Annotated in this window: 11 protein-coding genes; 4 read left to right on the top strand and 7 right to left on the bottom strand. The window is 45.9% G+C overall.

Annotated features, from left to right (window positions below; translation table 11 throughout):
• The first annotated feature begins 80 nt into the window (after nucleotides 1-80).
• From ftsA to lpxC, 3 genes are all read left to right on the top strand, one after another.
• Nucleotides 81-1,316, top strand: coding sequence for a cell division protein FtsA (gene ftsA / locus MJ769_RS11135; RefSeq protein ID WP_239237214.1), 1,236 nt, complete (start codon nucleotides 81-83; stop codon nucleotides 1,314-1,316).
• 78 nt (nucleotides 1,317-1,394) lie between these two features.
• Entirely contained in the window at nucleotides 1,395-2,552 is a 1,158-nt protein-coding gene (ftsZ, locus tag MJ769_RS11130) for a cell division protein FtsZ (RefSeq protein ID WP_239237213.1), read from the top strand.
• Nucleotides 2,553-2,794: 242 nt separating this feature from the next.
• Nucleotides 2,795-3,706, top strand: coding sequence for a UDP-3-O-acyl-N-acetylglucosamine deacetylase (gene lpxC, locus MJ769_RS11125; RefSeq protein WP_239237212.1), 912 nt, complete (start codon nucleotides 2,795-2,797; stop codon nucleotides 3,704-3,706).
• A gap of 806 nt (nucleotides 3,707-4,512) precedes the next feature.
• Here lpxC and MJ769_RS11120 read toward each other — a convergent pair.
• Nucleotides 4,513-4,914, bottom strand: coding sequence for a hypothetical protein (locus MJ769_RS11120; RefSeq protein ID WP_239237211.1), 402 nt, complete (start codon nucleotides 4,912-4,914; stop codon nucleotides 4,513-4,515).
• Between the two features lie 512 nt (nucleotides 4,915-5,426).
• Here MJ769_RS11120 and MJ769_RS11115 point away from each other — a divergent pair.
• Nucleotides 5,427-5,945 (top strand): cbb3-type cytochrome c oxidase subunit I, encoded by a 519-nt coding sequence (locus MJ769_RS11115; protein ID WP_256445720.1) that lies wholly within the window; start codon nucleotides 5,427-5,429, stop codon nucleotides 5,943-5,945.
• A gap of 13 nt (nucleotides 5,946-5,958) precedes the next feature.
• Here the strand turns inward: MJ769_RS11115 and MJ769_RS11110 are convergent, their stop codons facing one another.
• The 6 genes from MJ769_RS11110 to MJ769_RS11085 all read right to left on the bottom strand — a co-directional run bounded on the left by MJ769_RS11110 (nucleotide 5,959) and on the right by MJ769_RS11085 (nucleotide 12,067).
• Nucleotides 5,959-6,387 (bottom strand): hypothetical protein, encoded by a 429-nt coding sequence (locus MJ769_RS11110; RefSeq protein ID WP_239237209.1) that lies wholly within the window; start codon nucleotides 6,385-6,387, stop codon nucleotides 5,959-5,961.
• Nucleotides 6,368-6,796: a hypothetical protein gene (locus MJ769_RS11105; protein ID WP_239237208.1), complete on the bottom strand. Its 429-nt coding sequence runs from the start codon at nucleotides 6,794-6,796 to the stop codon at nucleotides 6,368-6,370. The genes MJ769_RS11110 and MJ769_RS11105 overlap by 20 nt, the downstream gene beginning before the upstream one ends.
• Entirely contained in the window at nucleotides 6,793-8,133 is a 1,341-nt protein-coding gene (locus tag MJ769_RS11100) for a 4Fe-4S binding protein (RefSeq protein ID WP_239237207.1), read from the bottom strand. Before MJ769_RS11100 ends, MJ769_RS11105 begins: the two co-directional genes overlap by 4 nt.
• Nucleotides 8,134-8,140: 7 nt before the next feature.
• Nucleotides 8,141-10,732 carry a fused MFS/spermidine synthase gene (locus tag MJ769_RS11095; protein ID WP_239237206.1) on the bottom strand — a complete coding sequence of 864 codons (2,592 nt, stop codon included), beginning with the start codon at nucleotides 10,730-10,732 and terminating at the stop codon, nucleotides 8,141-8,143.
• Between the two features lie 700 nt (nucleotides 10,733-11,432).
• Nucleotides 11,433-11,684, bottom strand: a complete 252-nt coding sequence (locus MJ769_RS11090) for a hypothetical protein (protein WP_239237205.1) — start codon at nucleotides 11,682-11,684, stop codon at nucleotides 11,433-11,435.
• A gap of 134 nt (nucleotides 11,685-11,818) precedes the next feature.
• Nucleotides 11,819-12,067: a hypothetical protein gene (locus MJ769_RS11085; protein WP_239237204.1), complete on the bottom strand. Its 249-nt coding sequence runs from the start codon at nucleotides 12,065-12,067 to the stop codon at nucleotides 11,819-11,821.

The raw sequence follows: 12,067 nt of genomic DNA, 5'->3' as shown, positions 1-12,067 counted from the left end.
TTTATCTCATGATGGGACACGTATTTTAGTACATGTATGGTCCATACAACGCATAAAAGATTAGGCAGTGGAGAAATGCAATGAGCAATGGCAGGGAAAACAAGAATTTGATCATAGGGCTGGACATCGGCACGTCCAAGATTGTGGCTATCGTCGCCAAGGTCAAATCAGAAGGAACTATGGAAGTAATCGGCGTAGGAATGTACGAATCCTCCGGCATGAAGAAGGGAATGGTGGTCAATATTGATGCGACTGTGGCGGCTATCCAGCGTGCGCTTGGTGATGCCGAATTAATGGCAGACTGCAAGATTCGTGAGGTTTACACCGGCATCGCGGGCAGCCATATTAAAAGCTCCAATGCCAATGGCATGGTCAAGATTAAAGACCGGGAAGTTGCGCAAGCTGACATCGACCGAGCGGTTGAAACTGCCAGTTCACTAAGCATGCCTAGCGACCAGCAGATATTGCACATTTTAGAACAGGAATTCAGCATCGATGGGCAACGGGATATCAAAAAGCCATTGGGTATGAGCGGTATGCGCCTCGAGGTCGAAGTGCATATCGTTACTGGTGCGGTAGCAGCGGCACAAAACATCATGAAGTGCGTACACCGTTGCGGGCTGGAGGTGCGTGAGATGATCCTGCAACCCTTGGCATCAAGCAAAGCGGTACTGTCGGACGACGAGAGAGATTTAGGCGTGTGCTTAGTGGACATTGGCGGTGGCACAACCGATGTAGCAATTTTTACTGGTGGTGCAATTCGTCATACCGCCGTAATTCCGATTGCAGGAGATCAGATTACAAATGATATCGCAATGGCTTTACGCACCCCGACGTCGGATGCGGAAGACATCAAGATCAAATATGGTTGCGCTCTGCGCCAGCTCGCTGGCGATGGCCCGATCAGTGTCCCGGGAGTTGGTGAGCGTGATGTACGTATGTTGTCGCGGCAAATCTTAGCTGAAGTCATTGAACCACGTGTAGAGGAACTATATTTGCTGGTGCAGGCTGAGTTGCGCCGCAGTGGCTTCGAAAGTTTGCTGTCCTCTGGCATCGTCATCACTGGAGGCAGCAGCGCCATGCAGGGCATGGTGGAACTGGGTGAGGAAATATTCCATATGCCGGTGCGTCTAGGACTGCCGAGCTATGTAGGGGGGCTGTCTGATGTGGTGAAAACACCCAGATTTTCCACCGGAATTGGCTTACTGCTCTACGGCTTAGAGCAGTACCAGCACAACCAGGCTACTCGTCAGCACTCGAATTCTTTTAGCGAGGTGTTAAGCAGTATGAAAGCATGGTTCAAAGGGAATTTCTAGGGAATAATTTCTAGCTGGCAGCAGCTAAGCAGATTATTAAGTGTTTGAGTTTTTATTGTAAATATTAAGGGGAAAGCAATGTTTGAAATAGAGAATGTACAGCTTCAGGACGCAGTAATTAAGGTTATAGGCGTGGGCGGCTGCGGCGGCAATGCAGTGGATCATATGATTGAGAAAGGCGTACAGGGTGTAGAGTTCATCGTCATCAATACCGATTCACAAGCACTCAATCGCAACAAAGCGCACACTCAGTTACAGATTGGCGCCACTATTACCAAAGGGTTGGGTGCGGGGGCAATTCCGGATGTTGGACGAGCCGCTGCCGAGGAAGATCGTGAGCGCATTGCCGATTTGATCCGAGGTGCCAATATGATATTTATCACTGCGGGAATGGGTGGCGGCACCGGCACTGGCGCGGCACCCGTGGTAGCCCAGATAGCCAAGGAAATGGACATTCTCACCGTGGCCGTGGTGACCAAACCATTTCTTCACGAAGGCAAGCGCATGCGCTTGGCACAAGCTGGCATCGAAGCACTGTGCGAGTCTGTGGATTCACTTATCATCGTGCCAAATGAAAAACTGATGAGCGTGCTGGGCGAAGACACTAGTCTATTGGATGCATTCAGCGCCTCCAATAGTGTATTACAGGGTGCGGTGGCGGGCATTGCCGAGGTAATTAATGTACCTGGCCTGATGAATGTGGACTTTGCAGATGTGCGCACCCTTATGTCTGAAAACGGCATGGCGATGATGGGATCAGCTACTGCTTCTGGATCTGATCGCGCCAAAGTTGCAGCAGAACGTGCCATGTCCAGCCCTTTGCTGGAGGACGTGAATTTAGCAGGCGCGCGCGGTGTGCTGATAAATATCAGCTCCAATAGCAAACTCACCCTAAGAGAATTCAGGGAAATTACCAACAGTGTGCAATTTGCTATTGAAGAAGCCACCGTTATAGTTGGCTCTGTGTTCGATGAAAGCATGGGTGACGAACTACGCGTGACCATCGTGGCAACTGGCTTAGGCTCGCCGCTTGAACGCAAGCAAACCAAGCCGGAACTTGTTTATGGGCTACGCACAGGCACAAATAACGAGCCAATCTTCGCGGGCAATTATAAAGAGCTTGAAATGCCTGCAGTAATACGTAATGGCCGTCACCGCGAAGCAGTCGAGGCGATGAAACAGTCCGGTGTAGACACACTGGATATTCCATCTTTTCTACGCAAACAAGCAGATTAATAACGTTCGAGGAGCGCGAAAATTCCAACCCGCTCTAGGCGGTTCGGGCAGGAGATTAGCCTTAATGAAAAATAATTCACATTAGGTAATTGCCCTGAACATGATTAAACCACGTATGGAATTGACGCGCCGCAATATGCACACGATTTTCTTAACAGCTCTCCTGCACAACACGGGCAAAAATCGGTGCCAGAATGAACTATGTTAATATTTAAAATAACTTATAAACGTTTTAAAGCAGCATGGTTAATCAACGCACATTAAAAAATTCGGTGCATGCTACTGGAGTAGGCTTGCATACTGGTGAGCGAGTTAATCTTACCTTGTCTCCTGCACCTGCAAACAGCGGCATCGTATTCCGACGGGTGGATGTTGTGCCAATGGTGGCGATACGTGCTGAAGCACATCTGGTGCATGACACCCGTTTATCCACCTGCTTGGAAGTAAACGGCACGCGTGTAGCTACTATTGAGCACCTAATGTCCGCTTTTGCTGGGCTTGGTGTGGACAATGCCTTTGTTGACTTGACTAGCGCCGAAGTGCCTATTATGGATGGAAGCGCTGGAACATTTATTTTCCTTTTACAATCTGCAGGCATCATCGAACAATCTACGGCAAAGAAATTCATCCGCATAAAAAAAATCATAGAGATTAAGGATGGTGACAAGTGGGTGCGCTTCGAACCATTCAACGGCTACAAACTTAACTTTACTATTAACTTTTCCCATCCTGTGTTTGCTTCAACCAAACAGCATGTGACGATAGATCTGGGCGAACATTCTTACATCAAGGAGGTAAGTCGTGCCCGCACCTTCGGCTTCATGCATGACGTTGAGAATATGCGAGCTCAGGGATTGGCGCTGGGTGGTAACTTGGACAATGCCATCGTGATGGATGAATACCGCGTCATTAACCCAGACGGGTTGCGCTATGAGGACGAGTTTGTCAAACATAAAATACTAGATGCAATTGGTGACCTATATTTGCTTGGACACCCTCTTATCGGCGCTTTCTCTGGATATAAATCAGGCCATGCTCTGAACAATGCCCTGCTACGCACCTTGCTGGATGATGAACAGGCATGGGAGTTCGTGACTTTCAAAAAGAATGAGGAAGCACCAGCGTTCCTGCGCTTGCAATTATTAACTGCCTGAACTTCATCAGGCTACACCTCCCAAACCCATCTGCACCGAGTGGATAAAAGGATCAGGAAAATTTAAATCCAGTTACACAACTGTAAGGGTAAATACTTTGCTCATAATGCGTCTGCTAATCATCTTGGCCGCTCTTTTTATTCTCTTTTCCGGCGGAGCGTATTTAGTTACCCGTAATCGCCGCTATCTTAATCTAGCTTGGCAGATAGTACGATTCGTGATGTTCATGCTATTAATATTTGTTGTGCTAATTTTATTGGAGCGTTATGTTTTGATAGGTTGGGGAATTTTTGTTTAGGGGGTTTTATCTTATGCAATTTATAATTAGCCGTCCCACGAACAACCAATTAAGTGGCATACCTACATAGATGGGTAATCAAGCAATCTAAAATTTGTCAGGATCCAGCCTGTAAAGCGTGAAGATTTGTTAAATGAAATCCCCGCAAAATTGAGGATACGCCTCAATTAAGTCATTATTTGGCTGTGGCTAGAACGGAAAATTGACAAATACAACTGGCAAGCAAGATTGACCGGGATAGAGCAGAAGAACAATTCGTCAAGCTGCTCCCCGAAAAAAGGAGGGGCATCTCGGTAATTGATGGAGAGCTTGCGCACTATCGCCTGAAGCACCTCTGCATCCTAGCGGGAGTAATGATGACCAAAAGCACAAAGCTATTTGTATTAGACTACGTCAACGCTATGTAGTGCACATCGAAACAAAGTAATATTTTTTCTGATTAAGAGGCGGAATAAAACTATATAAAATTAGACCGACACTCAACATGTCAAACCAGTCGTCACAAAACTCAATGTATTGAACCTCCAGAATCTTTATCGAGATTTTGCACAAACTTTGTAGCTGTCTTAAGCACTTCGTCTAGCGGAAGAATAAATGTTAGCTCAACCTCACCCATAAAAACTCGTAAAGCACACTCAGTAGAGGTTCGGGCAAGCGCTAACTCAACATGCTGTGCCGGAAGTGCATTTTTAGGACCAGACCAAGATTCTACTTTTGAACCTGACTCTTTTGCCCATTTCGATGCAAGTCCAAGAACCGGATATATAAGGGCATTCAAACCTTCTGGATTGATGATAAACTCTGTTTCAGAGCCATTAGTATCTGTTAATGCGAGACAAACTACGTTACCTGCATCGGTAGGGTATGTACGAACTGAAGCTAACGGCCTTAATGTTTTTTCTTTTGACATTTTTTTCTACTGTAGGGTGTAATAGTTTAATCCCTAACATTTAACTGAATAATACTCTAGCAAGAACTCAACCTAGAAGTGGTATCACTTAAGATGGAAACATTCCGACCAGAACTGTTATGATCTTATAATTTGTTCGTTCATTATATTGTGTCTAATTGAGGCATGCAATGCCTCAATTAGACAAATACCTTGCGCAACGAATATCTTTTAGATACACTTATCTCTAGAAGAGTAATTAATGTTTTTCTAAAAATTAACGATACTAAGGAGTAACATCATGGAAGTATTGGTTCCCATAATTATCTTCGGCACTGGCATTATTATCGCCACAACGTTGTCTAGTTTAGGTATTGAACGACTTAAAGAGGCAGAAAAAAATAACAAGTAAATATTTGCGCGACCTCTTATTACAAAACTCAAAACGATAATATCGTTATCCTGTTATTAACGAAAGCACGGTCATATTACGACCGTGCTTTCGTTATTTAAGCATCACACCCATACTTCCCATGCGTTTAAATAACACTGAATTTACACACTTAATTAAGTTTTTGTTGATTTCCACAATTTCATTTTTTTTCGGCGCAATGCACGGCCTGTTGCAAGTAATTCCGTCCATTCGTGCTTGGCTGGACTCTATCGGCAGCCCTTACGGTGGCCCTGGACACATGATAGATCCCCTGGCACATGCGCACATAAACTTAATCGGAGGACTAGTGATATTGGCAATGGGAACTATGTATTATCTGCTACCAATTATTAGCGGTAAGGCAGTTTACTCATTACGCCTGATAAACCATTCGTTTTGGTGGACAACAATTGGGGTATTTTATTTTTATTTTACGCAAGTGGCATTTGGCATCTTGGAAGGAAATTTATTGCTAGACAATGACCTTCAAGGCATGGCAGATGTGCACCGCTTTTATGGACCCATTGTAGCCAGCTCAGGGATGATCATGGCGACAGGTTTTTGCATCTATCTTGCTAATGTCGTACTCACACTTAAAAGCAACGACCAGAATTATTAATACCTATCTATTTCTAAATGGATAATTTCAACGGAAAGCGCAAAACCCCTTCAGCGCCGTTACGTTTTACCTGCACCTGTAACACAGATCTGGTGCCTGGAGCAACTGTTGCCGCCCGGCGGTAAACGCCTATATCCCCATCTTGTATTGCCTGTACCCATTGATCTTGGTCGTCGGTGCGTACTGAAACCATAATGTCATGGATCGGCCCACGCTCACCAGTCACTATTATCAAAAACTCGTTTTTTCCAGGCTGTGGCGGGCTGGGCCTAGATTCAACTCGCACCTCCGCACCCTGCCATTTTTGCGGTTGCGTATCAGCTATTCGATCTCCACCGCATGCTGCTAACAACAGCAAAAAAAATAACTTGAAATATTTTACATTTCCTCTGCGCAATCGGTTAATCGATATATACATATTATTATTTTGCATTGAGGTCATGGGATTGGTCCTTATTATTTTTATCTGAATCCAGCGTTCCACCAATCGACGATCCATATAAATTTACCATGAAGCGAACAAAAGCACTTCCGGCAGCAACATAAAATATAGCGATGATGAATCCCCAGTCCACCCAAGGACGCTCATCACCCGGACGAAGACCCCAAAAAGGGAAACTCAAACCCACCGCAACCAGTAACACTGCAACTGTCACCCCTATAAACCAATAAGGTATATTTTTTTGCGACTCAGGAATGGTTTCTACCAGCTCCCAGTCTTCTAGCCCTCGTTTAGCCATACGTTCTTCATTAGAAGCATAGCCAAAATGATCATCCGGCATCTCGCCCCAGCGCGGCGCATCTACTTTCGATAAATCTTGAGCTTTTTCACTAATATCGCTGGTGATCATAGTTTTCTCCTTTGTTCAGAAAAATGTTGAACAGGGAATCGCCCTATCCAGGTATCACCTGCAGAAACCTCCACCACCACAGAATATAAGCCTCGTGGCAAATCCTGCACGATAGACAGCATGAGTGACTCTCGCCCGACCGGCGGTAATATAATGTCCTCAGCACTAAGCTGGTAACTGCCCGGCGGCAAACCTAACACACGCACGTGCAGCTCCGCAGAGTGATACAGTTTATTAGAAAGCGCAATACGATACTCTTGAATTGTGTGGCCTTGCTGTACATCCGCATTGCCCACTGCAACATGGTAAGGTTGATATGACCATAATCCCCAAATAAACATCACAGCACCCAATACCACGAAAGGGGTCGTCCAGCCCAGTCGAGCAATCAGAGAAATTGCGACACCACGCAATCTATTTACACTGTTACTCGTGCGCTCAAGCATATCAAAACGCAATAGCCCAGGGACTCCTTGTTTGTGATGCAATCGATTGCAAGCATCAACACAGTCACCACAATTAATACAACTGTCGTAAATATCAGTTTTGCGCGGATCCAGATCGATAAAACAAGAAGTGACACAATAATTACACTTGGCACATTCATCACTTCGACTGGCATCATATGCTATATGCAAAGTCTGCTTGGTTTTAAACGAATGCATCCAAACCCTGTAAATGCAAGCGTAACGGCACCAAAAATGTCTTATGACAGCAATGTCTATTAAAACGATCACAACACATACCGAGTAAATCCAATGCAGTGATCCCGCCAACTTGGTATTCTCTTCCAGTATTACGAAAGACCACACCACACTTGGCGGATAGAAATAAAATAACGGAATTAGCGCAAAAAACATAGCCGCCCCCAAAAAAGCAACCCCGAGCAACATCCAATTCACGATCTTATTCTTTGCACCCGCCACACGCGGCGCTTCCCCGGTTAAGCTTACCTCGGCATGCTTACCTAATAATTTGCGAGTAAGATTGTTGGCCCATTCGGCCAAAGTATTTTGAGGACAAAGCCAACCGCAAAAAACAGTACCAGCGGTCGAGTACAGCAACACCAAACTACTCGCCAAAAATAGCCATGCCCCAGTCACCAAGGAAAAATCAGCCAACCATATCTGCCGATCGAGCACAACGAAAGCAGCAGCCCCCGGATCGATACGGAATAGGCCGCTAGCCGGAATCAATACAACCAGGATCAGTATCAGCATCTGCAGCAACCGCCGCTTCCAACGGAATTGAGAGCGGACTGGGTTCGAACCTACGACCGTGCCGATTACCTTGACTGGGATGCTGGAAATGGATTTATACTTGACACCGCTGGCCATAATGAAGTTAATTCCTCGCCATATTTGCTTCAAAATCAAGCGGACTCAGCTCCAGCAAGTGCGCACGGGTCGATTCCGCGCGTGCAGCACCGGCATTTCGCTCAATTCGCCACAATGCGCGCACCGCTTCTACATGATATGGATTAAGACGTAAAATTTTCTGCAACGCCTCTTTCTCGCTTAAACCATGCTCGCGCGCTTGGCCTAATGATGAAAACATATTATCAGCCAACGCATAAGCAATCCAGCGATCTTTTGCATTCGCCTTATAAGCCAAATGCGTCAGCTGATTAGCCTGTTGCGTTGCTCCACGCGCAGCTGCAAGCCAGCTTCGCGTCATAAGCTCGCTTCCTACGTAAGCGCGTTCGAAAGCATCTTTATCGTTGTCACGAATTCCCAGCAATTTTGCAGCGGCTTCCATATTCGGCCTGGTTTTCAGCAAGGCTTGTAATAACTTTGCCACATCTAAATTACCAGCGTAGCGCGCGCGCGGCAGATGAAACTCAATCACTGGCGACCACTCGTCTTGCACCTGCTCCCGGCTGCCCGGCAAAGGGCCCCAATAGCGACCTAGCCAAGTCCACCCCCCTTCGCCTGCAGTTACTTCGTCCTGTTGCTCCAAGGACAAACGCTGCAAATTGTGCAACAGCCCCTGCGCGCCCATAAATTTCTGTCGTGGGCCGACCAAGGCTAAATGCATCCCATCGAGAAATATTTGCGCATCTGGAAAAGCCAGCCGAAAGCTGTTAAAAATTACGTTTAAAGATTTATTGTCGAATTGATTGAGTGCTAACCACTGAACAAATATTCCATTCTCACTTAGGCGATTACGTACACGCTGAAATTGCTGCACTGATAATAAAGAACTTGAACCTGCCAAATCCGGATGAAACACGTCGCCGATTATGACGTCGTATTGATCCCGACTCGCACTTAGAAAATGCCGTACGTCATCACGTTCAACTTTTGTTTGGCTCAGCGCGTTGCGATTTAAAGGGGCAAACCAAGTCGCTGCGGAATTAATCGCGCCCTGTGACAATTCAACTGCACTTCGATCCAAATTAGGAAACGCTAGGGAGCCAGCCACGGAAATTCCAGTACCCAATCCAAGAAATAGAACCGAGCCAGGCTGTTCATGCAACAGCAATGGCAGTCGCGCTTGATTGGATTGCACAAACACTGCCGTAGGATCAGTTGAAGCATCCATTCTCTGCAAGTCGGTCAGCAATACGCGCTGCCCGTCTGGTTGCTCTACGACATGCGTCATCGAAATAGCGTCTTCGTAAAAATATAAATCCCTGCTTCCCGCTTGCGCCTGCGGCAATAGCATATTAACTGGCGGTAACTTTACAACTGGCCACACTGCAATTAAAAATAACGGTACGACAAGCCATGCGACACGCGACTGCGCCCAGGTTAAACCCAGGATCAACAACACAGAAGCGGCCATCGCTACTGTAGCAGCACTGCCCCAAAACGGAATGAGCACCACTCCTGCAACGACCGCTCCGAGAGCGGCACCCAGTGAATTTGCCCCATACAACCATACCCCACCACCATTCGAGCGGCTGTTTAACAAAGGCAACCAAGCTCCAAGTGCCAGTGTAACTGGCAAAGTTACCAGCGTGAGTATCAACCCTTGCATTCTCAATGCTTCAAATAAAGAAGTAAACTCAGCTCGCTCCACCCATGCCGAAAGCGCAGGCAACAACCATAAGCTTAATATGGTGAATCCTCCAGCAGCAATGGGCAAGATTACAAACCACACTTGCCTGTGCTGGCGCGGCGCGATCAAACTGCCTATACCGATACCCAGCAGAAATGACGCCAAAATCACTGACAACACATACTCAGTGCGCAGCATCACCATGCCGAACAAGCGTGTCCAAGCTATTTGCAAGATTAGACTTGCCGCTCCAATTCCGGCATAGGCGAACAAGAAAGCTAAACGTGGCCGGCTTTTCTTAACGCATTTCTCGGTCACCTGTGCTGCGGTATACCGTGATGAAAGCAGCAACAGCACAACAGCTCCCACACAGCCAATCGCGGCAACCACTCTGACCGCCCAGACCCAACCGATGGCTGGCAGCAACCACAGCGGCAACAATGCTCCACAAGCAGCACCAAGGGTATTTAAACCGTAAATCTTCCCCAATCGCTCATGCCTATTTCCCAAAGATGCTAAAACTAATGGAAACCCTGCCCCCATAATGAAAGCTGGGAACAGCAAAAAACACAAAGCTACACTCGCAATAAGGCCATACCATTGAAATAACGAAAGTTGCGACGCCGCGTGTTCCATTCCAGCCGAGGTGATTTGCAGAATCAGCGGCAAGAGTAAGGCGTACACAGCAATACCACCTTCCAATGCAGCAAGCAACAATAATGGGCTTTTGATATGGGAAGCCCGACGTACTGCGAACAAACTTCCCGCTCCCAATCCACCCATAAATGCGGCGACGGTTAGCACCACCGCAAAAATACTCACACCGAATTGCAAAGAAAGCATGCGCACCCACAACACCTCGTACGCCACGCTAGTCAGGCCGAATACTCCATACAGCAGTGCCAGCGGCCAAAAGCTACGCTTTGAGATCATTAATTGTGGCTCTTTCACCAGCATGAATCAACCTTGGTATGCTGCAAAATATTTCAAACAAATACGGTTAACAGGGCTGAATATAAAACTTTAATTTAAAATTAAACATGGTGGTATGTGCGTAACTTACAGTGAACCTCATACAACCTGTTATATTTTTAGATTTTCACAGTGGGACAAGTATGCGGATTCGAATGCCGTGGAAGTCACAGAAGCCGCATTCGCTTGCCTAAATCTTTTACAATAGTATTTGAAACCCTTGGTAACAACATTGATGTCTAGTGGCAAGCGCAACTGAACAAGCTCTCCAAGCTCAGGTACAGCATGCAACTTGTTGTATCAACAGGCTCTAATCGATTTCGAAACCCACTTGCCACCCACATCACTGAGTACGCGAAGCAGCGGCGGCGTATCTATATCATCACGAATTTAAACAAATATACATTTATGCGCCAAACACGACTGGTATTAAGATTAATCTGATACATAGAACATAATGTCAACACTTGCACTGCACCTAAATAATACTCTGCAGAAAACGCCTTTCTTCTGTTAAGCCGAGAGAGAATGCAATCTACGATCACTACAAATTAATCTGAGAACCCACTAGACAGATAGTAAATAGAGAGACAGACATAATTCAAATGCATATGTGCAGCGTTTAAAACAAACTATAGTACGAGGCATAGAGTGCTTTGAATTAGAAAGGATAAAACCAGATAACTCCCACAATAGCGTGTACAAAAGCTAGTGTGATGGTAAGTCCAGCAGAAATCATATGCAGCATAAATACTTGTTTACCATATATACCCATAGCGATGCCCAGCGCTCCAGTAATTAGAAGCAAGATCAACAATGGCACGCCCAATAAAAACATAGTCAAATGTTTTTTTTGTATGGTTAAAGGCCTATCTATATTATTTTTACTGGCTTGCTGTTCAAACGCTTTCATCACCTTAGCGCTATTGCCCTTCTGGCCGTTATCATCAGCTCGCGCAATTGGTATCGCACAAAGCAAAAGCAGCACCGCTGTAATCAGCCAGCATGCCAGTCTATATGGAACGGAGCCACCCCTCGAACTCAACATCATTTGTCAGTCTCGGCTGATATTTCCTGCTGTTCTTTCAGATTATCTTTTTTTTCCGCGTAGTGCCATGTCAATACTGCCATCAAAATATATGGAACAAAAAGAATAGCCAGCAGGAATAAAAAAATATACCAAAGAGTATCAATATGAACGTGAAGAAACCGATAGCTATCAACTGCATAGCTCATTTTTACCATGAGCAATGAGAGACCAAGAACCATTCCGAGATGCCATAACATCTTAAGCAC

It is taken from the genome of Candidatus Nitrotoga sp. BS (assembly GCF_927797785.1).
GTDB lineage: Bacteria > Pseudomonadota > Gammaproteobacteria > Burkholderiales > Gallionellaceae > Nitrotoga.
This window is presented reverse-complemented; position numbering and strand designations above follow the sequence as displayed.

Coding starts and splice junctions, on each gene's coding strand:
- ftsA (WP_239237214.1), top strand. CDS start 81: ATGAGCAATGGCAGGGAAAACAAGAATTTGATCATAGGGCTGGACATC.
- ftsZ (WP_239237213.1), top strand. CDS start 1,395: ATGTTTGAAATAGAGAATGTACAGCTTCAGGACGCAGTAATTAAGGTT.
- lpxC (WP_239237212.1), top strand. CDS start 2,795: ATGGTTAATCAACGCACATTAAAAAATTCGGTGCATGCTACTGGAGTA.
- MJ769_RS11120 (WP_239237211.1), bottom strand. CDS start 4,914: ATGTCAAAAGAAAAAACATTAAGGCCGTTAGCTTCAGTTCGTACATAC.
- MJ769_RS11115 (WP_256445720.1), top strand. CDS start 5,427: ATGCGTTTAAATAACACTGAATTTACACACTTAATTAAGTTTTTGTTG.
- MJ769_RS11110 (WP_239237209.1), bottom strand. CDS start 6,387: ATGACCTCAATGCAAAATAATAATATGTATATATCGATTAACCGATTG.
- MJ769_RS11105 (WP_239237208.1), bottom strand. CDS start 6,796: ATGATCACCAGCGATATTAGTGAAAAAGCTCAAGATTTATCGAAAGTA.
- MJ769_RS11100 (WP_239237207.1), bottom strand. CDS start 8,133: ATGGCCAGCGGTGTCAAGTATAAATCCATTTCCAGCATCCCAGTCAAG.
- MJ769_RS11095 (WP_239237206.1), bottom strand. CDS start 10,732: ATGATCTCAAAGCGTAGCTTTTGGCCGCTGGCACTGCTGTATGGAGTA.
- MJ769_RS11090 (WP_239237205.1), bottom strand. CDS start 11,684: ATGAAAGCGTTTGAACAGCAAGCCAGTAAAAATAATATAGATAGGCCT.